25 protein-coding genes and 1 pseudogene are annotated in these 26,287 nt (G+C 35.6%); 9 read left to right on the top strand and 17 right to left on the bottom strand.

Features of this window, described 5'->3' with window-relative positions; all coding sequences use genetic code 11:
• Positions 1 to 3: 3 nt before the first annotated feature.
• Genes ACFSFY_RS08180 through ACFSFY_RS08170 form a run of 3 tightly spaced genes read left to right on the top strand, consistent with a single transcriptional unit; the run spans position 4 to position 3,222 of the window.
• On the top strand, positions 4 to 1,167 hold the full coding sequence (locus ACFSFY_RS08180) for an NAD(P)/FAD-dependent oxidoreductase (protein ID WP_381537027.1): 1,164 nt from the start codon (positions 4 to 6) through the stop codon (positions 1,165 to 1,167).
• A 28-nt stretch (positions 1,168 to 1,195) separates the two neighbouring features.
• Positions 1,196 to 2,554: a TRAP transporter large permease subunit gene (locus ACFSFY_RS08175; protein ID WP_381537025.1), complete on the top strand. Its 1,359-nt coding sequence runs from the start codon at positions 1,196 to 1,198 to the stop codon at positions 2,552 to 2,554.
• On the top strand, positions 2,551 to 3,222 hold the full coding sequence (locus tag ACFSFY_RS08170; RefSeq protein WP_381537023.1) for an aspartate/glutamate racemase family protein: 672 nt from the start codon (positions 2,551 to 2,553) through the stop codon (positions 3,220 to 3,222). The genes ACFSFY_RS08175 and ACFSFY_RS08170 overlap by 4 nt, the downstream gene beginning before the upstream one ends.
• A 74-nt stretch (positions 3,223 to 3,296) precedes the next feature.
• On the opposite strand, the gene ehuA is transcribed toward ACFSFY_RS08170, so the two are convergent.
• From ehuA to ACFSFY_RS08130, 8 genes are all read right to left on the bottom strand, one after another.
• Positions 3,297 to 4,070, bottom strand: a complete 774-nt coding sequence (ehuA, locus tag ACFSFY_RS08165; RefSeq protein ID WP_381537021.1) for an ectoine/hydroxyectoine ABC transporter ATP-binding protein EhuA — start codon at positions 4,068 to 4,070, stop codon at positions 3,297 to 3,299.
• Positions 4,071 to 4,082: 12 nt separating this feature from the next.
• Entirely contained in the window at positions 4,083 to 4,772 is a 690-nt protein-coding gene (ehuD, locus tag ACFSFY_RS08160; protein WP_381537019.1) for an ectoine/hydroxyectoine ABC transporter permease subunit EhuD, read from the bottom strand.
• Positions 4,769 to 5,431, bottom strand: coding sequence for an amino acid ABC transporter permease (locus ACFSFY_RS08155; RefSeq protein ID WP_381537017.1), 663 nt, complete (start codon positions 5,429 to 5,431; stop codon positions 4,769 to 4,771). The genes ehuD and ACFSFY_RS08155 overlap by 4 nt, the downstream gene beginning before the upstream one ends.
• Positions 5,432 to 5,505: 74 nt before the next feature.
• The gene (ehuB, locus tag ACFSFY_RS08150) at positions 5,506 to 6,390 is read right to left on the bottom strand and encodes an ectoine/hydroxyectoine ABC transporter substrate-binding protein EhuB (RefSeq protein WP_381537015.1); all 885 of its coding nucleotides are present in this window, start codon (positions 6,388 to 6,390) and stop codon (positions 5,506 to 5,508) included.
• 114 nt (positions 6,391 to 6,504) lie between these two features.
• The gene (locus tag ACFSFY_RS08145; RefSeq protein ID WP_381537013.1) at positions 6,505 to 7,836 is read right to left on the bottom strand and encodes an aminotransferase family protein; all 1,332 of its coding nucleotides are present in this window, start codon (positions 7,834 to 7,836) and stop codon (positions 6,505 to 6,507) included.
• A gap of 61 nt (positions 7,837 to 7,897) precedes the next feature.
• Positions 7,898 to 9,301, bottom strand: coding sequence for an aldehyde dehydrogenase family protein (locus tag ACFSFY_RS08140; RefSeq protein WP_381537011.1), 1,404 nt, complete (start codon positions 9,299 to 9,301; stop codon positions 7,898 to 7,900).
• A 151-nt stretch (positions 9,302 to 9,452) separates the two neighbouring features.
• The gene (locus ACFSFY_RS08135) at positions 9,453 to 10,643 is read right to left on the bottom strand and encodes a M24 family metallopeptidase (RefSeq protein WP_381537009.1); all 1,191 of its coding nucleotides are present in this window, start codon (positions 10,641 to 10,643) and stop codon (positions 9,453 to 9,455) included.
• A 210-nt stretch (positions 10,644 to 10,853) separates the two neighbouring features.
• Positions 10,854 to 12,515: a PucR family transcriptional regulator gene (locus ACFSFY_RS08130; protein ID WP_381537008.1), complete on the bottom strand. Its 1,662-nt coding sequence runs from the start codon at positions 12,513 to 12,515 to the stop codon at positions 10,854 to 10,856.
• Positions 12,516 to 12,820: 305 nt separating this feature from the next.
• Between ACFSFY_RS08130 and ACFSFY_RS08125 the strand changes: the two genes are divergently transcribed.
• Positions 12,821 to 14,032, top strand: a complete 1,212-nt coding sequence (locus ACFSFY_RS08125) for an NAD(P)/FAD-dependent oxidoreductase (RefSeq protein WP_381537006.1) — start codon at positions 12,821 to 12,823, stop codon at positions 14,030 to 14,032.
• Positions 14,033 to 14,077: 45 nt separating this feature from the next.
• On the opposite strand, the pseudogene ACFSFY_RS08120 reads toward ACFSFY_RS08125, so the two are convergent.
• A pseudogene (locus ACFSFY_RS08120) lies at positions 14,078 to 14,305 on the bottom strand (carboxypeptidase M32); the annotation flags it as partial.
• 83 nt (positions 14,306 to 14,388) lie between these two features.
• Here ACFSFY_RS08120 and ACFSFY_RS08115 point away from each other — a divergent pair.
• The 3 genes from ACFSFY_RS08115 to ACFSFY_RS08105 all read left to right on the top strand — a co-directional run bounded on the left by ACFSFY_RS08115 (position 14,389) and on the right by ACFSFY_RS08105 (position 16,016).
• Positions 14,389 to 15,045, top strand: a complete 657-nt coding sequence (locus ACFSFY_RS08115; RefSeq protein WP_381537005.1) for a TetR/AcrR family transcriptional regulator — start codon at positions 14,389 to 14,391, stop codon at positions 15,043 to 15,045.
• Between the two features lie 77 nt (positions 15,046 to 15,122).
• Positions 15,123 to 15,344, top strand: a complete 222-nt coding sequence (locus tag ACFSFY_RS08110) for a small, acid-soluble spore protein tlp (RefSeq protein WP_381537003.1) — start codon at positions 15,123 to 15,125, stop codon at positions 15,342 to 15,344.
• A 183-nt stretch (positions 15,345 to 15,527) separates the two neighbouring features.
• Positions 15,528 to 16,016, top strand: coding sequence for a hypothetical protein (locus ACFSFY_RS08105; RefSeq protein WP_381537001.1), 489 nt, complete (start codon positions 15,528 to 15,530; stop codon positions 16,014 to 16,016).
• 87 nt (positions 16,017 to 16,103) lie between these two features.
• Here ACFSFY_RS08105 and ACFSFY_RS08100 read toward each other — a convergent pair whose 3' ends face one another.
• Positions 16,104 to 17,576, bottom strand: a complete 1,473-nt coding sequence (locus ACFSFY_RS08100; protein ID WP_381536999.1) for a protein adenylyltransferase SelO — start codon at positions 17,574 to 17,576, stop codon at positions 16,104 to 16,106.
• A 208-nt stretch (positions 17,577 to 17,784) separates the two neighbouring features.
• Here ACFSFY_RS08100 and ACFSFY_RS08095 point away from each other — a divergent pair, with 208 nt between their 5' ends.
• Entirely contained in the window at positions 17,785 to 18,219 is a 435-nt protein-coding gene (locus tag ACFSFY_RS08095) for a DUF6526 family protein (RefSeq protein WP_381536997.1), read from the top strand.
• A 172-nt stretch (positions 18,220 to 18,391) separates the two neighbouring features.
• Here ACFSFY_RS08095 and ACFSFY_RS08090 read toward each other — a convergent pair whose 3' ends face one another.
• The 6 genes from ACFSFY_RS08090 to ACFSFY_RS08065 form a co-directional block, all read right to left on the bottom strand.
• The gene (locus tag ACFSFY_RS08090; RefSeq protein WP_381536995.1) at positions 18,392 to 18,979 is read right to left on the bottom strand and encodes a class I SAM-dependent methyltransferase; all 588 of its coding nucleotides are present in this window, start codon (positions 18,977 to 18,979) and stop codon (positions 18,392 to 18,394) included.
• 24 nt (positions 18,980 to 19,003) lie between these two features.
• Complete coding sequence (locus ACFSFY_RS08085) at positions 19,004 to 20,188, bottom strand: DEAD/DEAH box helicase (protein ID WP_381536993.1); 1,185 nt, start codon at positions 20,186 to 20,188, stop codon at positions 19,004 to 19,006.
• A gap of 84 nt (positions 20,189 to 20,272) precedes the next feature.
• The gene (locus ACFSFY_RS08080) at positions 20,273 to 21,061 is read right to left on the bottom strand and encodes a tryptophan-rich sensory protein (protein WP_381537531.1); all 789 of its coding nucleotides are present in this window, start codon (positions 21,059 to 21,061) and stop codon (positions 20,273 to 20,275) included.
• Between the two features lie 217 nt (positions 21,062 to 21,278).
• Positions 21,279 to 22,121 carry a YqhG family protein gene (locus ACFSFY_RS08075; protein ID WP_381536990.1) on the bottom strand — a complete coding sequence of 281 codons (843 nt, stop codon included), beginning with the start codon at positions 22,119 to 22,121 and terminating at the stop codon, positions 21,279 to 21,281.
• Positions 22,122 to 22,158: 37 nt separating this feature from the next.
• Positions 22,159 to 23,691: a DEAD/DEAH box helicase gene (locus ACFSFY_RS08070; RefSeq protein ID WP_381537529.1), complete on the bottom strand. Its 1,533-nt coding sequence runs from the start codon at positions 23,689 to 23,691 to the stop codon at positions 22,159 to 22,161.
• A gap of 121 nt (positions 23,692 to 23,812) precedes the next feature.
• Entirely contained in the window at positions 23,813 to 24,328 is a 516-nt protein-coding gene (locus ACFSFY_RS08065; RefSeq protein ID WP_381536988.1) for a hypothetical protein, read from the bottom strand.
• 404 nt (positions 24,329 to 24,732) lie between these two features.
• Here ACFSFY_RS08065 and ACFSFY_RS08060 point away from each other — a divergent pair, with 404 nt between their 5' ends.
• Positions 24,733 to 25,395, top strand: a complete 663-nt coding sequence (locus ACFSFY_RS08060) for a reverse transcriptase-like protein (RefSeq protein ID WP_381536986.1) — start codon at positions 24,733 to 24,735, stop codon at positions 25,393 to 25,395.
• Positions 25,396 to 25,463: 68 nt separating this feature from the next.
• Here the strand turns inward: ACFSFY_RS08060 and ACFSFY_RS08055 are convergent, their stop codons facing one another.
• Positions 25,464 to 26,252, bottom strand: coding sequence for a SurA N-terminal domain-containing protein (locus ACFSFY_RS08055; protein WP_381536984.1), 789 nt, complete (start codon positions 26,250 to 26,252; stop codon positions 25,464 to 25,466).
• Positions 26,253 to 26,287: the final 35 nt, after the last annotated feature.

The following is a 26,287-nucleotide window of genomic DNA, read 5'->3' as shown; positions in this document are numbered from 1 at the left end:
TTTATGAATTCTGCGGATGTAGTCGTTATTGGCGGTGGTGTCATTGGTACATCAATCGCCTATAGATTAGGCGCTACAGGAAGGCGAGTCATTTTAATAGAAAAAGGAGGAATTGGAGCTGAAACCTCTGCGTCTTGCGATAAAGCCATATTTCTACAATCAAAGAAACCAGGCTTCCCAAGTCAGTTAGCAAAAGCCAGTCGCAAAGTCTATGAGAATTTAGAAGAAGAATTAGGTGTATCTTTTGAATTCAAACGTGCAGGTGGAATGATTGTAATTCAATCAGAAGCACATTTAGAATTCATGAAAAACTTTGTTGATATTCAAAAGGCAGCTGGTATGGATATACATTTGTTAAATCAAAAAGATACGTTGGAAATCCAACCGTGTCTCTCACCTCGCACGATTGGCTCAACTTACAGCAGTGAAGATGCTGAAGTAAATCCCTTATTACTCAGTCAAGCATTTGCCTCAGCTGCTAAACAATATGGTGTAGAAATACAAACACATACAGAAGTACAATCCATTGAAGTGAATGATGGGAAAGTTATAGGACTTCAAACGAATAATGGTTTTATTGGTACTGAACTCGTTATTAATGCTGGAGGTCCATTTTCCCCAAGTTTAGCAAAAATGGTAGGAGTTCATCTGCCTATACAACCGCGTCGAGGTGTCATTCTTATCTCAGAAAAAATACAACCAATCGTTTCAGGAAATGTATTATGTTCACAATACATTGTTGCAAAACATTTAACCAATCTTGACGAAGATGAACTCCCACCATTCGGTATTGGGCTTTCACTTGGACAAACGGATAGCGGTAATTTATTAATCGGTGGTAGTCGAGAATTTGTTGGGTTTGATAAGTCTGTATCCTCTGATCTACTAAAAGCTATCGCTGCACACGCAATACGAATCGTACCCTCATTAAGTTCTGTTCGAATTATTCGTTCGATGGTTGGATTTAGACCCTATACCGGTGATGGTCTCCCAGTAATCGATTTTGTTCCCGGAATAAAAGGATATATAATTGCCGCTGGACATGAAGGTGATGGCATCGCCTTAGCTCCTATTACAGGTCATTTAGTAACAGCTTTATTAGACAATCATTCAAAGTATAAAAACTTCCTAAAGCCTTTAAGTTATGATCGTTTATTGACTAAATAATTAAAAACTATAATGAAAGGATGAGAATTTGTTTCAAATCATTTTACCGTTGGCTTTATTGTTCATTATCGTATTGGTTAAAAAGATCCCAAAAATCGGTGGAGATATTCGTGTTGCACTGATTGTTGCAGCAATAACTTCCGCAATTCTATCTGGGCTAACACCATTAGAGACACTTCTTGGTTTCATCGATGGAATTGATCGATTATCATGGGTGATTATGCTTTCTATATTTGGAAGTCTGTATGCAGAATCGCAAGTAAAGATAGGTGCAATGGATACAACACTCAATAGCTTTCGAGCAGTATTCGGTAAATCACCACGAGGATTAATTGTTGCGATATTTCTCACTCTTATTTTGGCAGGCTCCCTACTTGGTGACGCAATTGCATCTGCTACTGTTATAGGCTTCCTTGTTATTAACTCTCTAACAGAACTTAAGTTAAAACCGGAGCAAATAGGAATGATAATTTTACTCGGTGCTTCTATTGGATCCATAATGCCTCCTATTACGCAAGGCGTATTTTTGTCCGCTTCTTTAGTTGGCATAGACCCTAGTCCAGTAATTAATTTAGCTTATATAACTGTAAGCATCGGCGCAATTCTCGCGATATTGGAATCTTTCCGTTTTGTCCGTGGAAAAATGATGCCACAGGAATTAATTCCAACTGAATCGATTTTTCAAATCTTGAGAGAACGTTGGAAAACATTAATACCTCTAATTGTCCTCATTGCAATTGTATTGACTAATACTATATTTAAATATAATATTTTCACAGAAATTAAATTCCTAGCATTTGTTCTAGATCCATTAAAAGAAATTCCCATTATCAAAGGAATTACATTTCCTGTGGTGTTGGCAATTATTGTGGCCATTTTCGTTAGTTTTCTTTTCCCATCTGTTTGGAAACAATCGAAAGGCGTACTTAAAGGGGGATTTGGAAAAGTAAGTCAAACGGTTCAAATTCAACTAAGTGCAGGGATTATGGTAGGAGTATTTTATGCATCTGGATTGATTGATAAAGTTGCATTAATGGCTGAAGGGCTATCTGAGTCTTTCGTAAAGCTCGGTGGTGCCTTATCAATAGTTGTTGTTGGAATGATGACTGGTTCTCAAACTACTGCCCAATCAGTGAACGTTACCTTTCTAGGACCTATACTAGAAAAATTGAATGTCGATCCAACACTTATTGCTTTAGGTGCATCACATATTGCAGCAGCAGGACAAAATATGCCACCTGTCGGATTAACAGCTTTTGTTATATGTGGGCTAATCGGTGGTATATTAAATACAAAAGTAGATCCTATAAAAGTAATGGTATTGGCTCTACCTAACTCACTTTATTTCTTAGGTGTTGGATTAGCCGCTTGGTTTATTGTGTTTTGAGTAAACCCGTCATTGGAATTTTAATGCTGAATACTTCGTTTCATAGACCTATTGGTGATATCGGAAATCCATCTACATTTACTTTTCCTGTTGCGTACGAAAGGATTGAAGCAGCAACTATTGAACGTGTAGTAAAAGTTGGTGACTCGAATCTAATTCAACACTTTATTGCTGCTGCGAAAAGATTACAAGAACGAGAAGTTAAAGCCATTACTACGAGTTGTGGCTTTCTCGCTCTTTTTCAAAAAGAAATACAACGTGAACTTGATGTGCCTTTTTATGCTTCTAGTTTACTGCAAATCCCAATTGCATATGCACTTACTGGTAGACCTGTCGGGATTATAACCGCACGAAAAGCAAGCCTAACGAAACAGCATCTGTTAGGTGTAGATGCTGGAAATATTCCCGTAGTTATTGAAGGTATGGATGATATGCCCAACTTTACGGACGCGATAATTGATCAAAGTAAACCCTTAAATATGGAACAAGTTGCTATCGAGATAAAGACTGTCACAAAACGAATGATCAATAGTCACCCCGAGATAAAAGCAATCCTATTGGAATGTACAAATATGCCACCCTATATTCATGCAATGAGAGAAGTTACAGACTTACCCATTTTCGATTTAAATAAATTTACGAACTATGTAGTTGAATCCCTAGCTTGAATTATAAAAACACTTAAAACCCGTTGATGTGTTTGCGCACATTAACGGGTTTTACTGTAGACTAAACACCACTATCAACTGGATGTAAAACGGCTTAAAAAATCCTTCAATCTCTTACTTTCTGGATTTTTAAGTATTTCCGACGGTGGCCCTTCCGCTTCAATAACACCATCATTTAAGAAAAGTACTCGGTCTGCAATATCCAGTGCGAAATCCATCTCATGTGTCACAAGGATCATTGCCATCTCCCCTTCCTCAGCAAGGTCCCGAATTACTTCAAGCACTTCACCTACAAGCTCAGGGTCTAATGCCGATGTGACCTCATCAAACAGCATGATTTTGGGTCGCATCACTAACGCCCTTGCCATTGCCACACGTTGTTTTTGACCACCTGATAATTGACTTGGATAATGATTTAATTTATCACCAAGGCCCACCTTTTCCAACATTTCTATAGATCGTTGTTTTGCTGTTTCTTTACTCTCTTTTCTAACGTTAATTGGTGCAGTCATACAGTTTTTTAAAACAGTTAAATGCGGAAATAAGTTAAAATGTTGAAAGACCATCCCGATATCCCCACGAACTTCACGCAAATGCTTTTCATTTGCTGGGAGAAGTTCGTTGTTTTTTTCCATATGCCATAGATTTCTTCCGTTGACCTCAATAGTACCAGATGTAGGTGTATCTAAAGTCATCAACATCCGAATAATTGTCGTTTTACCAGAACCACTGGGTCCTATTAATGCTACTTTTTCAGATGGGGAAATATCTAAATCGATTCCTCTTAGTACTTTTACATCTCCAAAAGATTTATGCACATCCCGATATTTGGCAACGAATTCTCCCATAGTTCATCCCCCTTATGTTTTACTAACTGAATTCTTGTTGTAATTCCGATTGTATTTTACTTCCAGTTTATTAATAAGAAGAGCTGCCGGATAACTTAAAAGTAAGAAAAAGAGTGCCACTACAGTGAGAGGTTCTACATATTTCCAATGCTGTGCACCATAATCATTTGCCAAGTGAAGCATAGCAACTACTCCAATTGTGGAAGCAAGCGGAACTTCTTTGAACATGATAATCAGGTAATTTCCGAGCATTGGAATCACTGGTGGAATGGCTTGCGGTAAAATCACTTTTAGCCATTTATCTTTTGTAGATAAATTAAGCGCTGTAGAAGCCTCCCATTGGCCTTTTTCAACCGATTCAATTCCTGAACGATACACTTCAGATAAGTACGTACTAAAATGTAAACCAAGCCCAATAATAGCTGCTGCAAACGGATTCAGTGAAATTCCGACAACTGGAACCATTGGAAATGCATAGTAAATAAAGAACAGCTGAACAAGTGGTGGAGTTGAGCGGATGAATTCAGCAACCCACCTTGCAAGCCAACGAAGAATCTTTGAGGGGACTGCATTAAGGAGTAACCAAAAGAAACCGAAAACTACTGCAAAGAGATAGCATGCGATGGTTAAACCGAGAGTAATCCATAGTCCTTTAAATATAATTGGAATTACTTCGAAAAACACTTCCCAGCTCCATGTCATCCTTGTTCAACTCCTTTCTTTGAAACCTTTTCCATTTTACGCGTAAATGCAATAAGTGGTAATGCCAAAAGAAAATAAAAAATAAGTACTACGAAATAAACCAATGGTGTTTCTGATATATGTGTACTTTTATAGATATTTCCGTAATATAAGATGTCCGTCAATCCAATTAACGAAACAAGGGATGTTCCTTTCAAAATTTGAATTAAGTAATTTCCATATTCCGGCAGCATCATACGGACGGCCTGTGGCAATATTATGAGGCGCATCCGTTGAAATCCAGACAAATTTAGCGCAATCGATGCTTCTGTTTGGCCTTCTGGTACCGAGCGAATCGAACCACGCACAATTTCAGACATATAGGCACCGTAATTTAAAGATATTGCTAATATTCCCGCCCAAATATCACTACCTAAATGGATATTAAATAATCCTGGCAAAGCATAGGAAAACCAAAAAAGTTGGACGATCAAAGAGGTTCCTCTAAATAGTTCCACATAAAGCCCTGTGAATCTGCTTAATACCACCGAGTTAGATCCTCTTGAAAGACCAGCCACAAATGCAATAATAGTTGATAAAACAACGGAAAATACTAAAACAATTAATGTCACTTTTATTCCTTTTAACAAGACAAGAGAAATATCGATTGTTGAGTTCATTTCAACAACTCCATTTTAGGATTCTAATTATAAAAAAATGGCCAAACCCAGCAAGGTATGACCACAAATTGAATTTAATAATTTTCACCACTACAAATGCTGGCTGTCGTAAGATCAACATCAACAACATTCATTTCAGCGCTGAAGCCTGAAGGTTCAATTAAAGCAGCAATTTTACCTTCTTTTTTCAATTTGGTTAACTCTGCATTGTATGCTTCTCTTAGTTCAACATTGTCAATACGGAAAGCTGCTGCACCAAAACTTGGATTCCCTTCAATTTTAGGTTGTTCAAAATCATTTACGAACTCCAACTTATCCTTATTCGCGGATTCCAATGCCATTTTAATTGTCATTTCAGTACCAGTTGTCGCATGTGCCCTTCCGGATTCAACTGCTGAAAAGGATGCTGGAATATCAGGAACTTTCATAATTTGATTCTCGGCTACACCTTCACGAAGTAAAAAGTCTATTTCCGTAGCTCCACTCATAACTGCAATTTTTATATCGGGATTATCTGCTACATCTTTATAACTTCGAAGATTCATGGGATTTCCTGTAGCAACAATCAATCCTTCACCATATTGAATTTCAGGTTCGCCAAAAGCCGCATTTTTACATCTATCTGGAGTAATTGCCATACCCGCTGTAATTAAATCGAATTTCCCCGCATTCAAACCTGGAATTAAGTTTCCAAAATCCGAAAGATGCCCTTCAACTTCTTTAATACCCAGATTATGAAGTACTTGTTTTGCAATCTCAACAGCAGCACCTTTTAACTCGCCATCATCATCTTCGTAAGCGTATGGTTTTTCATTTGCAAAGCCAACTTTAACTTTCCCTGCTTTTTGAAGTTGTTCTAAAACATTCTTTTCATCGGTTTCCACCTTTTCTTCAGAACCACAAGCTGCTAGCAATAACAGAATTCCAAAAAGCATAACTAATAGTGATATTTTCCTCATTGTTTCCCTCCTAAACCGTATTCAAATCTGAAATTGGATTGTGGAATAACAATACATATGAAGTGTTTTTGCTGTTCCTAGTCATTTTTATAGGAAAATTTGAGCGTGAATAACTTATCCTTTTAAAACCTTCGTTAAAGACGTATCGATAATTGAAATGATCTTCTCTACTTGTTCTTTATTTATACAAAATGGTGGTGCAAAAGCCAGAGTATCCTGACCTTCATAAATAATACTTCGTCCTAACAACCCATGATTTAAAGCTTCTTCCACTACTTTTACTGAGAGAGGCTGTTCAAAAGATGTATTTGTATCTTTGTCTTTCATTAGTTCGATAGCTCCTAATAATCCCATACCTCGAACATCCGAAATCACTTCGTGACGATCTTTCAACCATTTAAAGCCTTCTTGCATTTTATCACCCATGTTTCGTACATTTCCAATCAAATTTTCTTCTTCAATAATTTCTAAGTTTTTTAATGCGACTGCACAACACATTGGGTGACCACTATACGTATAACCGTGCATGAAGACACCTTCAGACAATTCTATGAGTTCGTTCTTCAGTTTTTCGGAAATTACCATTCCACCTATGGGAGCATAGCCACTAGAGATTCCTTTCGCAATGACCATGATATCTGGAACTGCATCGAAATTTTCCATTCCGAAATTTTTTCCTGTTCGACCAAATCCAGTAATCACCTCATCGGCAATAAACAGGATGTTGTTTTGATCACAAATTTCACGAACCTCTTTGAAATAATTTTCAGGTGGTAAATTTACTCCCCCGGACCCTTGAATTGGCTCCGAGATGAATGCCGCAATTGTATCTGCTCCTTCTTCTTTAATTAGATTTTTTAGGGACTCTATTTGTGAATCTACGTAATAAAAATCAGGTGCTAAAGAAGGAAATGCTCTGAATGCAGGTAATCCTGTTGCACTTGACGCACCAACCGAAACTCCATGATACGATTTCTTCCGTGAAATGATTTTCTTTTTACCAAAACAACCTTTTAATTCCCAGTAATGTCGAACTGTTTTAAATGCAGTATCATTTGCTTCAGACCCACCGGAAGTGAAGAAAGTCATCGACAAATCTCCTGGCATCATCTCAGCAACTTTTTCAGAAAGTCTTATGACCGGTTCATGACTATTCGTAGCAAATGTTGAACTAAAGGCGAGCTTTTTCATCTGTTCCATTGCTGCAATACCAAGCTCCGGTCTACCATGTCCAATATTTACGTTCCATAATGAGGATAATCCGTCAATGATCCAATTCCCTCTTATATCTTTCAAATAGATACCTTTTCCCTCTGTAAAAATAAATTTAGGACCTTGCTCTTGTTGTTGTTTAAAAGAAGTTGTCGGATGCATAAAATGTCTTTTATCAATAGCCGCCAATTCTTCATATTTGCTTTGTAAATCCTCATTTTTTTTCAAAATCATAAATATTCCCTCCATCTTTTTAATTAAATAGCTTTTCAAGTCTTTCATTTTTGGAAGTAAATTATTTAAGGTTAAAGCACACGACTTTTGGTTCTGTCATTTCCTGTATTGCGAATTTCACTCCTTCTCTTCCAAGCCCAGAACCTTTTACCCCACCAAACGGCATACTATCAATACGGAAATCGCTGCTATCGTTAATCATCAATCCACCCACATCCATTTTATGAATAGCAGCAAATGCTTTTTCCAAGTCTTTTGTAAATATTCCCGCTTGCAATCCGTAGTTCACATCATTAGATTTTTCAATTGCTTCATCTAAGTCAGCTATAGAATAGAGTAAGACAACAGGTCCAAAAACTTCTTCATAGGCAATAACGCTATTAGAAGGCACCTCAGTTAATACCGTAGGAGAGTAAAATGCACCATCACGCATTCCACCGGTGAGTAATTTTGCTCCTTTAGATACCGCTTCATTAACCCAAGTTTCAATCCGAATCGCTTCTTTTTCATTAATGAGGGGGCCCATATCCGTAGCTTCTAACATTTTATCTCCAACTTTATATCTTTTTGTCATTTCAACAAACGAATCGCTAAATGTATCGAAGACTTCTTCTTCTATAAAAACCCTTTGAACACCCAAGCAGTTCTGTCCAGCCGCATAAAACGCGCCAGAAACACTGGCTTTCACAGCGGCTTCCAAATCTGCATCTTTTAGCACAATTACTGGGGAATTGGATCCTAGTTCCATACTTAATTTTTTCAAACCAACTTTATGTGCAATCTTTTCTCCTGTCTCTAGACCCCCAGTGAATGAAACCATTCGAATGGCGGGATGTGATACAAGTAAATCTCCTATGACGTTCCCGTTACCTGTAATTATCGAAAGCACTTTCTCTGGTAGTCCAGCATTTTCAAAAGCTTCTGCCAATAGAATTGCGCTTAGAGGTGTAGCAGACGAGGGTTTGACGATAATTGCATTTCCAGATGCTATCGCCGGACCAACCTTATGCGCCACCAAATTTAAGGGATCGTTGAAAGGAGTGATTGCAGCGATAATTCCTATCGGCACCTTGTAATAATAACCCACTCTATTTTCATTCCCTTCGGATTGGCTGAAAGGAATCGTTTCTCCGTTTATTCTTCTTGCTTCTTCCGCGCTGATTTTCAATGTTTGAATACAGCGCTTCACTTCGGATCTAGCTTCCCTTATTGTTTTACTGCCTTCTCTTGAAATCATTATTGCATATTTCTCATGATTTTCAGCAATGTAATTTGCTGCTTTATTTAACACTTCCATTCTGAAATGAACGGTCATTTTAGCTGCTGTTTTCGCACCTTCCCTAGCACCTTCGATTATCCGATGCAAATCTTCTTTCGTCGCTGAAGGAACTGTACCTATAATTGAATTGTCCTGTGGATTAAGTACTTCGATCCGAGTAAAGTTGTTTGCCTCTTGTACTTTCATCTTTTATCACGCCTTCCTCTTTCAAATCGGATGGCCTTCCAAAACTCTTATTCAATTAAGAGATTTAAAGCCGATTCCACAAGAATTGTCACCCCAATTAACAGACATTTCTCGTCCAGGTCAAAATGACTCGTGTGTATATCCCGATAAACTATAACGCAATATGAAGTTGATCCTTTATAATGAGTTCACGTTTATAATCTGCTAAGGCTTCGCAGCCATTACCTGTCACTCGGATTGATTCACTAATTTCTATACCATAATTATCGAACCAAAGCGCAGGCATGAGGTGAAACGTCATGTTTGGTTGCAGTATAGTCAAATCCCCTTTTCGAATGCTCAGAGTCCGCTCGCCCCAATCAGGTGGATAGCTCATGCCAATGGAGTAACCTATTCTAGATTCTTTCACAATTCCATATTTCGAGATTATATCATTCCATACCTTTTCGACTTCTTCACATGTCACCCCTGGTCTCACAAATTCAATGACGGAATTGATGCCTTCCACTAATACGCTTGCAGCCTCCGTTGCCTCCTCTGTTGGTTTACCAAGCGAAACCGTTCTTGACATAGGAGAATGATATCGTTTATGACAGCCCGCTAGTTCAATAATGACCAATTCATTATTTGTATATTTACGATCAGTCCACGTTAAATGTGGAGTAGATGTATTTTCACCTGCAGGCAATAAAGGGACAATCGAAGGATAATCTCCGCCGTATTCTGTAGTCCCACTTATTAGCGAATGATAAATATTTGCAGCTACATCACATTCCCTTACGCCTTCTTGAATTGAAGATACAGCCATATCCATTCCAAGCTCTGCTATTTTAGCTGCTTTTTTCATATAATCAATTTCTTGATCGGATTTAATTATTCGAACATAATTTACGAGCAAACTTGCATCGGAAAAAATAGCGTTAGGTAGATTTACTCTTAATTTTTCATATGCTAAGGCTGAAAAATAATAGGAACTCATTTCAGTACCAATGCGACGATTTGATTGACCTATTTGTGTAAGTATTTTAGCGACGAAATCCATTGGATGCTTCTGATTCGATTGGACGTGGTCTTCTGGATAAGGTATGATGTTTTCTTGATATAACCAAGTTGTCAATTGCGCGGCTTTGGCATCCATTTTCCGTCCAATCCATATTGGTTGATTTTCATCAGCGATAACAACAAGCATTTGGTCTACATAAAAAGACCATCCATCGTAACCTGATAAATAATTCATATTTGCAGGATCTGTAATTAACAGAACATCTATTCCTTTTTCATACATGCTTTTTTTCGTTTGACTCATTCTTTCCATAAATTCACTCATGTTAAATTGCAACATTTAAACCCCTCCCTATTTTTTAAATTGAATTCGGTTCGCTAAACTAGTTCTTGTTGGTAACTATCATTATATATTCTGAATAATTTAAATACACCGTCAATTGTGTATGAACTTTTCAAGAATTAGTTCATACACATTTTCAATCATAAAAAAAAGGTTTGAAAATGAATCATTTCCAAACCTTCTTGAGTGTTTAATATTGTGATTGTATTATTCTTCAAGTATCCCCGCTGTCCAAATTTTTGCACTAAAATCCATTAAAAAATAGTCATCTGGATCTACAAGTGAAAGATCTGTTAATGACTCTATTTTTCTCAATCGATACAACAGAGATTGTCTATGCAAATTTAAGTCTCTCGCAGTTTGGCTGATATTTCCGTTATTACGTGTATATGCGGTAATTGTTTTCACTAATTCCATATCTCTATTAAAATCGTATTTTACTATTGGAGAAATTGTTGATGTAACAATTTCCCTCACTTCCTTATTAAGTGACAGATTTAATAATAAACGATTGAATTTTGTTTCTTCAAAATGTATGCGAAGTCCAATTCCTCGCTGTTTCATCCCCATGTCCAGGGCGGATTTAGCCTTTTGATAGCTTTTATTGAAATCTTTTAAACCAGTCTTATGCCTCCCTATCCCCCATGAAAATGTAGCGCCAGGTAATAAATGACTAAATCTTCGTTCCACTAAATCAAGATATTGATTTACTGTTTCTTGCTTCGAATCTTCATCCACTTCTAAAAATAAGATTACTTCGTTTGTATCGATTCCTATTAATATTTCGCGTTGAACATTTTCTCCGGCATAAGTAAATCCTTCCCGGACGTATATACTTATCTGCTTCAAATGAGTTTTAGCAGAGTCGTTGACATTTTTTTTGTGTTCAATTAAATCTGATAAATTTTGCGGATGACCAACGATACATACATAAGGTAGTGATAGATTAAATCCGAAAAAAGCAGCATGAGATTCTACATACTCATCTGTCATTTCGGATTCTTTTGCTAACCTCAAAATATACTCATTCTGCATGCGGCTTTCCGCTTCCATGACAGCACTTGTCCGTGAAAACCACAAAGCGGTCGCAACCACCGCCTGTTCGACAATTACGATATCCTGTTCAGTTAGATTTTCCTCGAATTTTAGTTGAATGAAGAAATCTCCGTCATAATTACCATTCGACTGAATAGCAAAGTGTAAATATTGATGAGTGGCACTTTCTATTTTCTTTATTTCTGAATGAATCGGGTGATGTGACTGTTGAATTTCAATTTCAGTGTTCACTTCATTTAAAACTTTAAATATATCAGGTGATATGTTAGTTCCTGCAACTACTTCACCGAGCCGATTGCGAATGATTACTGGTTTTCCTAATTCCTTTTCTATATATGCAGTAATTTGTTCTAACGTTTTACCTTGAATAATCATTTGTATAAGAAGCTGTTGTGCTTTTTCACTCCGTTTCATTTCATCTTTCTTCAAATCTTTTAATTTAAACAGCACTTCATGAATAATATCAGCGAACCGCACTTCCCACGGAATATCAATTATAGGAAAAGATCTTTCTTCAGCATAGTGAATAATTTCTCCAGGAATTTCAAAAATATATCTTCCCGTTGCGAACGCTAAAGCAGATGCGCCCGATTCATATACATCATGGACAAATCCCATTAATTCTTCCGAGTCTTTAAAGCATCCTATTCCCGTAGTTAGAACGAGTTCATTTTCACGAACAAAGTTTTCTACTGGGCTTTCAATCACTGAGATCCACTCCACCACTTTGTCTGTTATTATCTCTTTTCCAGCTTTAATCGTTGCATTCGCTAACAATTCCAACTCCATAATATCTTTGATCGATAAAAACATCTCTTGGACCCCCTTTATCGATTTAAATGAACCATTATACGTAATCTTCTCACAACTTTATATGTAATGATACTAAATATAAAAAACGGAGAACATTGGATGTCCCCCGTTTCACATTACTCTAATATCTTTAGAACTACTCTGCTTCATTGTTCAGTTCATTTGAACAGCATTTCTATGTGATCTTCGTGAAATTTGTTAACTCGATTCCATGTTTAATTGAAGAATTACGTGAATATTGTTTTTAAGTTTTCAATTAGGGGAAAGTAAAAGTTAATAAAACATTTGGGAAAGAAGGAAGTTTTATGAAGCTACATAGTGGTGATCTTTACTGGAATAAAACAATGGATGCAAATTCTAAGTTTGATAAAATTACAAAATCTTTTCATACAGAAATTCTTATTGTTGGTGGAGGTATGTCAGCAGCTTTAACTGCACATGTACTAGCAGCTAACGGAATGGAAGTAACAGTAGTTGAACGTCATCGAATTGGAGAAGGCAGCAGCGCCGCGAATACTGGTTTATTGCAATATACGAGCGATAAAATGCTCAGTGATTTTGTAGATGATATAGGCGAAGAACAAGCTGTATTATTTTATAAAATGTGTTTGAATGCCATGAAGCATCTAGACTCAATCAATGCACAGCTAAGCGATGATACGGAATACATTAATAAAGATAGCATCTACTATGCCTCAAGTGATGAAGATGTTCAAAAGTTGAAGGTGGAATTCGAATATTTAAAGAAGTATCAGTTCCCAGTGGAATTTCTTACAAATGAAGAATTAATAAAAAGATACTCAATTGACAAGCCGTGTGCTATAAAAACATGTGGTGATGCCGAAGTAAATCCTTTCAAATTTATTCAAGCATTGACACAAATGAATGACGAACTAGGTGTTCGCTATTATGAACATACGGAAATTGATTTGGATAACTTGATAGAAAATAAGGTATTCACTATTGATGGCCATTCAATTACATGCGAACATCTCATATTGACTACAGGATATGTAAAACAATATCCCGCTATTCATAACAAAAGCAAAATAAATCGTACCTATGCTTTTTGCTCTAAACCTTTATCTTCTTCACCGTGGAAAGATGAAGTCATGATTTGGGAAACTAAAAATCCTTATCTATACTTTCGCACAACAAAAGATCATCGAATCATCGCTGGTGGATTAGACGAGGAAATAGATTATGTTGAAGAAAATCAGAACTTCATTTTAGCAAAAGCAAATGATATAAAAAATCAAATTCAATCCATTTTCCCGGAAATCGACATTGAAATCTCCTATGCTTGGAATGCTTTATTTGGATCCTCTGTAGATGGACTTCCTTTTATCGGAAGGGATCCACAAATGAAATCAGTATATTATTTATTAGGCTATGAAGGAAACGGAACATGTTATTCAATGGCTGGTGCTTTAATATTGAATGATTTAATAAACAATAAAAAAAACCCATATGAAGACATTGTAAAGGTCAATCGTAAGAAAGGTGTACAAAACTAGCTATTATATTTGAAAATAAAATGAATCATATATTTCAGATTCAATTCATGATAAAAATAAGCAAAAAAAGTAGCGAGACATTCCATTAGTGAATGACTCGCTACTTTTATAACTTATACGTTCATCAAAGTCCATTTCTTTCTTTAATGAATTATGTAATTGTGTGGCATACATGTACCCAAGTGTGTATGAAGGAAAATATCCAAAATCACCACTCGACCAATGAATATCTTGTAAAATCCCATCTCTATCCGATGGTGGTGTAATACTCAAATTTAAACAACGATACATAATTATTAGTCTATTGCAGAAATTAATGTATACTTTATTCATAGTTTAAGAAAGGAAGAACAATCATGCCCAATAAAATAATACAAAAAAGTCGAATGTGGAAGTATTTCATTGAAGCAACAGTAAACATAATACAAGAAGAAGGAATGGATCAGGTCACGATACGTAAAGTTGCAGATCGTGCAGGTTATAATAGTTCAACGATATATAATTATTTTAAAGATCTATCACATTTAACCTTCTTTGCATCTATGACTCTACTGAAAGATTATACAAATGAATTAGCGTCTTATATTAAATTAGGAGATACTCCCTTAGATAAATATAAACTAGCATGGGAATGTTTTTCCAAATACTCTTTTTCACAACCCGAAATTTTTCACACTGTTTTCATAATGGATTTGGGTGCTCAACCCGAAAAATTATTGGAAGAATACTATGAAATTTATCCATCGGATCTTATTAATATTCCTGAAAGTATCAAACCTATACTGCTGCAACGAAGCGTCTTTAAAAGAGGAGAATCAATGTTGAATATCGCAGTCAATAATGGTCTTATTAACAAAAACCAAGCGGAAGATATTAACGAAATGACAAATTTAGTATGGCAAGGAATGCTAACTACCGTTTTAAATAATCGAACAAATTATGATATCGATGAAGCTTTAAAAATGACGATGAAATACATAACAAAAATAATTGTGAATGAAACAGAAAAATAGGCGCAACCAACTGCCTATACATAATCTAATTAGATTGGGACATACTAACTTTTAATTGAATAAAAGGAGGAAAGAAAATGTCCCCGGTTAAACCAAAACCCAATGACTCCGATTCGAATGTAAATATACTAAAGAAAACAATTAGTAATATGGAAGCCGCAGAAGCTGCGGCGGAATTTGCAGTTGGAAAAGAACATAAAACAATTAAAGAAAAAAATGAACGTCGTGAAGAAAGTATCAAGGACTTGCAACACGTTATAAAAGAGGAAGAAAAATCACGGAATAAAGACTTTTCTTAAGCAGTAAACAAGTTCGGAATAGACTATACTATTTGAACACTCTATGCCTTTAAAACAAATAGCATCAAAAAGAGTCAGCTCATTAAAGCTGACTCTTTTTGTTCTCAAGACATTAACATACAGTCCCAGTAAAGCATAGGCTAGATGAGGTGAATATTCTTTCATTAGGAAGGAAATGGTTTTATGAACTTTCAACAATTCAGTGGGACTGTTACATCAATTAGTGATTTCCAAATAAGTACAAACGATGAAAATAGAGGTTGTTACCAACTGTTCTCAGTAGATAGTGGCTATGGAAATGTAGTGAATTTTGTCATTGAACCAGAGACTTATTTCATTGACCATGAAATGGTGGCTGTTGGAGATCGTGTAACCGGGTTTTATGACGCCAATGCTCCTGTTCCATTAATCTATCCACCACAGTATCGAGCAATCGTTATGACCAAAGAACATCCCTATCAAAATGTGAAAGTAGACTTTTTTAACAGTCAGTTAATCAGTAGCGATGGAAGTTTAATGTTAAATATATCTTCCGGCACTGAAATTGTTTTAGAAAATGGTCAATCCTTTAATCATAATCCTATTAACCGCAACTTAATCGTCACCTATGGCCCCACCACAAGAAGCATACCTGCACAAACAACTCCTTTTAAAATCATTGTTATATGTTAGTTAAACATATAATAATACTGTCCCAAATAAAATATCACCAATTACCTTTAACCAGGTAATTGGTGATTTCTTTTTCTATAAAAACAATTAAGTACCACAAAAGGTTTGATAAGGAACTGAATTCTGTACGGGCTTGGAATACTTAACTTGATCGGCTGTATGAGCATAAGGGACCGAAAGAACTTTAAGCAAATCCTCCATCACTCCGTAATCACCATTATTAACTGCAGATTCTAAAGCGTGTTCTACCTGATGATTTCGTGGAATTAGTGCAGGGTTATTAGCTTTCATCAATTGCTGAGACAACTCAATTGTTTCTGATTGTCTACTCAATCTTACCTGCCATTTTTCATGCCACTCGGTAAACTCTACTGTGTCAAAAAGAGAAATCCCTTGCAACTTATCGAATGAAAGTGCAACAAAAGTATTTGTATAATCTGAACTATTATTATCCATTACAGTAAGCAATTCATTAAAAAGATCTTCATCCTCAGCTTCTTCATTAAATAGGCCGAGCTTGTGTCTCATGCCTTCTAGCCAGTTGCTACGATAAAGTCCTGGATACTCTGAGATTGCTTCTTGTGCCAGCTTAATAGCTTCGGCATCATCTTCATCCAGTAATGGAATTAAAGTTTCCGCGAATCGTGCAAGATTCCAACCAACAATATGTGGCTGATTGCCGTAAGCGTATCTTCCCTGTACATCAATTGAACTGAAAACAGTTGTTGGACTGTAATCATCCATAAAAGCGCATGGGCCATAATCGATGGTCTCTCCGCTTATAGTCATATTATCGGTATTCATAACACCATGAATAAAACCAACCAGTTGCCATTTTGCAACTAGAGAAGCATGTCGTTTGATGACTTCTTGAATGAATGAAAGATATCTATTTTCATCCAGTTCAATTTCTGGATAATGACGTTTAATTGCATAGTCTGCTAAAGATTTAAGTTCGTCGAGTGTGCACCATTTTGCGACGTATTGAAATGTACCAAAACGCAAATGACTTGAAGCAACGCGGGTTAGTATTGCCCCCGGAAGATACGTTTCGCGCGCAATGGATTCCCCAGTTGTAACAACCGCAAGACTACGAGTAGTCGGAATCCCTAGTGCATTCATGGCTTCACTAATTATGTACTCACGCAACATAGGCCCAAGCCCAGCTCGGCCATCCCCTCCTCTAGAATATGGTGTTAAACCTGACCCTTTAAGCTGAATGTCAAAACGCTCGCCTGTAGGAGTGACTTGCTCTCCGATTAACAAAGCACGTCCATCACCAAGCATCGCAAAATGACCAAATTGATGGCCTGCATAAGCTTGAGCTAAACCAACAGCACCCTCAGGAAGTTCGTTTCCACCTAAAATTGCTACACCTTTTTCACTTTTAAAATGCTCTATATTGAAACCTAACGATTCAGCTAAGGAGTTATTAAATATAACAAGTTTAGGTGATTGCACAAGGTTGGGTTTGACGATAGAAAAAAAGGATTCTGATAAACGACTATAGCTGTTTTCAAGATTCCATCCTGCTTCGTCTATATTATTTATTTTAGTCATAAATACTCCTTTCTTCTTTCTTTTTTTCAAGGTTCACCGACTCAGTGTCTACCACTTTTAATACATTATACCCTTATCCTCACTTAATAAAATGTTTTCATCTTATATGCAATGATATTTTTTATTATCTAAGCAAAGAAATGTACTATTTCTTAATAGGAGGTATAATACCTCTATAGGTATTATACCATTTGGAGGAATGTATGAAATGAAAGAACAATCGTACGAAAATCACTCACGATACTATCCATTACAGCATTATATCTGGTTACCACTTAGTTTCCTGATGCTTATTGGAACAATTGTTTATCTAGTAATGCAGTTAATTAATGGTAGCTTCACATTTGAAACTCTTTTATTAGTCGGATTGGTTGTATTAAGTATTATTCCAGGTGTCTTAGCACGCAGTTATGCACTAAAAATGCAAGACCGATTAATTCGCACAGAAGAACAATTTAGATATTTTATTTTAACAAAGGAACCTATCGACCCAAGATTAACAATACAACAGCTGATTGCACTTCGTTTTGCATCTGATGCCGAACTCCCAGTTTTGGCAAAGAAAGCTGCTGAAGAAGGTATGACTCCAGACTCAATAAAAAAATCTATAGTTGATTGGCGTTCCGATTATCATCGTGTTTAACTTAATATGTACACACAGTCTATCCATATTTTATAGACTGTGTGTTTTTCTTTGAACCGTAATAAAAAAGTCTAAATAAGTCGACAGGTAACTTCGAAACCGTATTATGTTTAATTCTTCAGATAAAACATTTATTCTCTATCTCGTTTAAAAAAATCTCTTCTGCATTATTTTAGTTCAAACACTTAATTGTGAGAAATAGTCCTCCATAATTAGAATCGACACCCTCAATTTCTAAGCCAGACTCTTTTATTACTTCTAATGTGTTGCGGTTTAAATGACATCCGTCAAACCCTTTTTTCCATAGTGGTGTTAATAAGTCTTGTGCTTTCCCCAATACTTGTTGATCCATTCGTACATGTTCAAAAAACACTATTTCAGCGTCTGTTTTACTAACCCGTCTGATTTCCTTTAACGCTTTAACTGGATCAGGAATGGTACAAAAAACGAGAGTTGAAACGACGGTATCAAATGTAGAGTCTGCAAATGGAAGTTCTTCAGCTGATGCTGAATATAATTCAATCGGTACGTGTGATTCCTGGATGCGTTTTAGGGCTTGCTTACTCATTAGAGGATTTGGTTCGATTGCATCGACTCGGATAGCGTTCTTATAATACGGAAAATTAACACCCGTCCCTGAACCAATTTCCAAGACTCTTCCCTTTGCTTCGCCAACAAGCTCGGTTCTAATTTTATTAAACCGTGTTTTTTCTAAAGGCTTCATTGCTACATCATACAAACGTGGAAACCATTTCCCCATACCATCTACACCTTTTTCCCCATTTTAAATACCGTTTCTGCGACCTCGAACTTTTTTCTCGAAAAGATTTTTCATCTTTACTATTTCTTGTGTGGTTGGCGGTACTCTAACAGGTATTTCATAGTCAATGTACTTTTCAATAGCTTTTAAATTTTCGCCGTCACTTGGTGTTTTAAAAGAAATTGCTTTGCCAGTTTTCCCTGCACGACCCGTTCTACCTATTCGATGAACATAGCTCTCTTTTTCAATAGGAATATCAAAATTGACCACCAAGGATATATTATTAACATCAATTCCTCTCGCTGCAACATCCGTCGCTACAAGATATCGAAAGTTCCCTATTTTAAAACCTTCCATTACCGAAAAACGATCATTTTGTTTGATACTACCATGAATCTTTTCACATGAATAATTGGACTTCTCCAATTCGGCAAATACTTTATCAACACGTCCTTTAGTTTTACAGAAAATAATACAACTATCCGGATTCTCAACAATTGTGATATCCTTAAGCATTGATATCTTCCCTGCTTCATTGACTTCAATTATTTGTTGTTCGATTTTATTTGTTAGGATATTTTCAGAAGCAATTGAAATATTGATAGGATCTGTCATATATTGACGACAGATATTTTCAACCTTTTTAGGATATGTTGCTGAAAAAACCATTGTTCTTCTATCTATAGGGAGTTTTGTAAGAATAGCTTCTACATCTTTTAAAAACCCCATATTCAGCATTTCATCTGCTTCATCTATTATCAGGTATTTTATTTCATCGAGTATAAAGGTTCCTCTTTCGATATGGTCTTTCAAGCGTCCAGGCGTTCCTACGATAATATGTATTTTTTGTTCGAATTCCTCTATTTGTTGTGAAATCGGTTCTTTACCATAAAGAGCTACTGTTTTAATACGTTTAAAACGTCCAATATCTGATATGTTATCGCGTACTTGAGTTGCTAGTTCACGAGTTGGTGTTAAAATTAAGGCTTGCGGATTTATGCAATCTGATTCTATGATTTGGCAAATTGGAATACCAAAAGATGCTGTTTTTCCACTTCCAGTTTGAGACTTCACAATAAGATCTCGGTTTTCGAATACTTTTGGTATGACTTCTATTTGAACTTTTGTTGGGATTTCATATTTTAATAAAGCTAGGGCTCTTTTAATTTCGTCGTCAAACTGGTAGTTGTCAAAGGTGTTTTCGCTCATATAGTGGACCTCATTTCAAAATACGGTTCCTAGATTTGTATAGCTGTGAAAACTCATCTTAAATAAAGAATAAAGCCTTTCATATTATAGTTCAATACGATTGGCTTTGAATAAATAAAGGAGCTCAACAATCAAAAAAAGTATGCAACTTGCGGCCATTACAATTATAGACAGGTACTCTCCATTATAGCCATTTACAGATACATGCTTAACTAATATGCCTAGATAAGCCCATACAAATACAAGTCCATAAGCGACATCTCTATTTGTTAACATTGTAATAGTTCCGATTATAACCCCGACCAAAAGAATGAGTATTGTCCACACCACTTCAGAAATGCCAAAACCACTCCAACCAATACTCACCAAGTAAGTAGTAATATTGGCAATCAAAGCAACCGTGATCCATCCAAAGTAGATACTAAATGGAAGGCGGATGAATAACTTCTCTATCGGTGAAAGGATTTCATTGGATGTCATGCGATTTATTTGGATCAAGCATAGAAGTATGGCCACCATCAAAATTACTGAGTAGCCAATCTTGTCAAAATGCCATGACAATATCCATAATACATTCGCAATAGAAGATATTGAAAAGTATACGCCAATTTTATTCAACAATAAATAATTCTCATTTACTTTTTGAAAAATTCCAAGTTGGTACACTGTATAACCTGCCAAGAGAATATAGATTAGCCCCAAAATTGCAAAGGTATATCCTGCTGGCGCAAATAAATTGCTGTACTTATCCGATACTTCACCTGTTGTTATGCCGTTTATTGGTAAAACATTCGCTAATATATTCATTGTTACCATCATCAAAAATGTTACCGTCACAATGATCTTAATAGATGTTCTTGTATCATTTTTCACCAATGAGAACCCTCCCTTTTAATATGACTATACGATTGTTATGTTATTCCCATTCTATTCATTTAAATTCTGAATATGTATATAATCATTCAGTTGAACCTAATAATAAGTTATATTCCTTTTGTTAACAGGCCTTAAACATATTAAAAAACACCACCTACCTATACAACGGTAAGTGGTGAAGGTTTGGCCTTGGTGTATAGTCACACCAGAAATTCTATCGATACATACTTTCCAATACTCCTTCATTTTTATTTTTTGAAAGAAATTCTTTTACATTTTTCAAGTAAAATAAACCGCCATTTATGATTTCAATTTTTATTCGTGATTCGTATTGTTGTTTCATTGCTTCTTTTTCAATCTCATAACACTCTGGCTTATTTTCCACTTCTGCATAGAAATACTCCAATGTTTTCTCATCTTTTTGCCGTCTGATTTTTGCTTCCTCAGCCCATGAGTGATCATCTTCTTGTATGATTTTTTCTACGGTTGAATCCAATCGTTCCAAAGCGCGTATTGGTTTGATAACATAGGGTAAGTTGAATGTGTTATTTGAAACATCTTTGTCTAATTTGAGAGTACGAATTGTTTCTTGAAAGTTATTTACAAGTTCGCCATTGATTAAATTTAAACCTAGAGAATAAAGTGTCTCTTTTGTTTGGTCACTATAGTACGATACCTTATAATTAATGCCTAACCAAGGCGTTAATATTGTTTTATCTCCAAATTCATCAGGTACTTCCTCAAACATTTGTACAAATGAACCGAGTTCTTTTGTTACTTGAAAAAGTTGTGCCAAACGAGGCGAACCAAAATGGATTACCTCACCCGTAATGGCTTCCTCTAGTTTGTTTTTATTTGTAATAAAGGTTATTTGTGCTGGATTTGGTTCACTGCCTATACTCTCTTGGTATTTCCAATAAAATGGCCGGTTCATGATTTTTTTATCCATCTCAATTGTTAGTTGGACAATAACATAGTAATCATTGTTACTTAAAATCGGACATTTGTTTTCTTTGAAAAATTGAAGTAAGTAGTTGTGAATCTGTTGCGGATACATATACATCCTCCCCTTGATATTAAGCTTCAAATGCATCTCAAATGGATTTTTTATACGCTGATAAAATATCGTCCAACTCACCTACAACTTTTTCAAAGACGCCTATTTTAACATAAAGTAAGTCCAATATATGATCTTCGATTGTATTTTTAATAGCCATATTGTAAATATGAACATCGTGTTCTTGACCTAACCGATGGACTCGTCCAATTCTTTGCTCCAACTTCATAGGATTCCATGGTAAATCGTAGTTAATAACGTGGTGACAAAATTGAAGGTTTATTCCCTCACTACCTGATTCTGTAGCAATCAGCACTTGTGCTTTTTCCTTGAATAATTGTTTGATCCACTCACGTTTGTTTTTATTTAATTGTCCATTAAAAATAACACTAGAGATTCCCTTCGAATTAAGAAATTCCTGTAAATAGTCTTGAGTTGCTCGGTATTCTGTGAAGAGGATTACTTTATCATTTGCCTTCGAAATAATTTCAAATGCTTTTTCAGCTTTTGAGTTTATTTCTAATACGGATAACTTTCGAATAATTTTTTCCATATGGGACATATCTTCAAGGCATGTACATTTATCAAGCATTTTTATTAAGGTTAAGAAAGTAGCTTCTTTACTGCTGCACATTTCCTTTTGCAATGTGATCATAGAAAAAGAATCTGTAAAAACAGTTGAAACATCTTTTAATTGTGAAATTAAATCATATACTTCCTTTTCTTCTTTCGTAAATTCAAGAGGCAATATCTGAACTCGACGGTTTGTCCACTCAATTTCTGTATCTTGTCTTCTATTTCTCACCATCACCTGACTCACTAATTCCTTTAAATATTCATTATGCTCTAAACTGTGTTTACGAGCAGAGAAAGACGATTGAAAGCTTTCATAAGTTCCTAGATGTCCTGGCTTTAGCAAGGATATTAAATAGAAAATCTCAAATACATCGTTTTGAATTGGCGTGGCAGTTAATAATAAACAAAACTTTTTTCTTAAATTTTGCACAAACTCATAATTTTTCGTTTTATGGTTTTTCAGTTTATGCGCTTCATCAATAATAATTAAATCATAACTTTGTTCGTAGATATTTTCTTTGTGGGGGCTTCTTTTCGCCATATCCATACTCATGACGACGATATCACAATGATTTAAATCATAATTCTTTCTATACTGTATAGCCGGTATGTGGAATTTTTGATTTAGTTCTTCAATCCATTGATTGACAAGAGAGGCTGGAACTAAAATCAGCGCCTTTTTCACAAGTCCCCGGACCAAATACTCCTTTAAGATGAGACCCGCTTCAATCGTTTTTCCAAGTCCAACCTCATCGGCTAGGAGCGCCTTGCCATTCATCCTCTCAATGACCGTCTTCGCTACCTCTAATTGATGGTCGAGTGGGGTAAAATCAAGTAAGTATCTAAGAGACTGCAGACCATCAAACTCTTTTATTAAGTTTTTTTCCACTATTTCATAACTCATAGTGTACAGTTTCCAATTATCCCAACCTTCACGATTTTCAACCCGTTCTATAAAGCCCTCTTTCCATTCTAATGATTTTTCAATTATCAACTGATTCACCTCAGTCAGCTTCTTATTGCTGATTAGGTTGTCCCTAAAAGTGTTTCCTATGACAAATTAATTTTTCCATATGTGCTGGTGAGGTTGTTAACAGACCTTATAAAAGTTTTGGTCAAGTACAATTTAGCTCTTCTAATGTTTTCAATATCTGCTTTAAAAATGTGTTGATATCACTTATATGTTCTTCATTGATTTTTTCAAGGAATTCAATTTCGATATTGTCGAAATATGTTGAAGACTCATCTTGATATATAAAACTGATCTTTTGAACGATTTTAATTTCATCTTCCCAAGCATTTTTTAATATTTGGTCAATCTGTTCACACTGCACATCGACATTATGAACTTGTTTCTTAAACTTAACAAATAAAGAACAACCTAAATTTACTGAAGTTCTTTCCAATATTTCATCGGATAAATCTTGTAAGGATGCTTTTAAAACGATCTCCACGGCAACATCTGGTTTTCCGATTAATGTAAACTCCAAAGCGAAATCTCTTGCCAAAATAGATAAGTCCATTCGGTCTAAACGGTTCGAAATCGTTATTTTTTGTTCAATATTATCCAGGTCATATATTTGATTTTCAAATGCAACTTTTAAATTTTCAAACACAGTTGGATCATACATTTTTAGTCCTCCAGTCTATTCGAATTTAAAATTGTAGCATGGCTAAAGTTTAGCCGTGCTATTTTAAACTGTATAATTTTATTTTATTTTAATGAATATATATCGCCATTATATTGCAAGTATTAAAAGTCTACATTATTCGCAAGAATACTCATCTTAACTATTTTCATTTTCTTCTACCACCATAGCCTCTTCAATAGCAAGTGTTTCTAATTTACTTTTCACTCTTAATCGTTGGGATCCACATAAAGTACAATTCCATTTAGAAAGAAGTACTTTACTTATTGTTTATCTCTGCAATTATAGTATATACCTATTACAATTTGTATTTCATGAAGTTTGATGAATAACTTGAATAGTGGGTAAACTCATATAATATGAGAAATGGATTAGGAGGATTGAAGATGAAGCTAATAATTGAATGGGCTTATAAAACTCCCAACGGAGCAGAAACCATATTTCAATCAAAGGATATGTCTGCTGAAAAAGCTCTATTATTTTCAAAAGATTTGGAGAGAACAGGACGTACAAAACATATACGCTTCATTGATGAATATGAAAGCTATTGGACTTTAAAAGAATTAAATACCTATTTGAACGAAATTGAAACCGAGCCACATAATGTGACTGTCTATTTTGATGGCGGCTTTGATGTATCTACAAATAAATCCGGACTGGGTTGCGTTATCTACTATACGCAAAGCGGAAAATCGTTTCGATTAAGAAAAAATGCATCCTCAATTGAACACCGTTCAAACAATGAGGCAGAATATGCCGCATTGTACTTAGGGATAGAAGAACTTGAACAGTTGAAAGTCCATCATCTACCCGTTCAATTCATTGGAGATTCACAAGTAGTCATAAACCAACTAAGCGATGAGTGGTCTGTAGTAGAAAAAGTACTTTCAGCCTGGGCGGATCAAGTAGAAGAGAAATTAAATCAACTTGGTATTCAACCTGAATATAAGCTCGTACAACGAAAACAAAATGCAGAAGCAGACAGACTTGCTACACAGTCCTTGAACGGAATAGACATTACAGCTACGAGTGAATTAGCAAAAGAATAAAAAAAGACATGGACCGCAAAACCGTTTAGGTTAAGTGGCCCATGTCATATTCTTTTGAAAATGAGTTCTTATATTTTCAACTCAATTTTAGCATTTTCTTTTAATTCTTCAACATGTGCAGCTAAGTTTTTTTGCTGTTCTTGTTGTGAAAGAATACCTGCGATTTGTTCGCTTGCTTCTTCAAAAGGTGGAACCTCTTGTTCTGCTTCTTTTGCATCAGCGACAGCTTGATCGTAGTAGTTTTGAATTTCTTCATCCGATACTTTTTCGGTCGGAATCATCTTTTCAAGATATTTTGCAAATATTATTGAGTCAATGATTTGATTTTCAAAAGTTTTTTCATCCACTTTTTGATCTTTAAGCGCTTGTTCTAATTCTTTTTTACCACCAAATTGTTCTTCAAATGTTACATACTTTTCATCAATCTCAGCTTTTGATGCCTTTATATCTTCTTTTTTTGCACTTTGAAGAATCAATGCTTGATTCACAAGCGTATCAATTGTTTGTTCTTTTATTTGTTCAATCGATTCCTTACTAGTTAAGTCTTGTCCAGTTTGCATCATTTGACTTTGAATCGATGCCAATGCAACGTTGTATTCCTCACCTGTAAGTTCCTCATCATTTACTACAGCAACTAATTTTTTCGCGTCCAGTTGTTGTTCTTCTAACTTTGCTTGCATCTCTTCAGCAGATTCCTGCTCAGCATTTGCATCTTCACTTACTTCTTCTTTTGCTTCTTCTTGTACTTCACCTTTAGGAGTTTCCTCTTTTTTTGCTTTGTCATCATCACCACATGCAGCTAAACTAAATGCTAGTGCACCTACTATAAATGGAAATAGGATTTTTTTAATTTTCATATCCAACAAACTCCTTTTCAAATGCATTGATTTTG

The sequence above is a fragment of the Sporosarcina siberiensis genome (genome assembly GCF_042681925.1).
Lineage (GTDB): Bacteria > Bacillota > Bacilli > Bacillales_A > Planococcaceae > Sporosarcina > Sporosarcina siberiensis.
The sequence above is the reverse complement of the archived record's forward strand: the minus strand, read 5'-3'. Positions and strand labels throughout refer to the sequence as shown.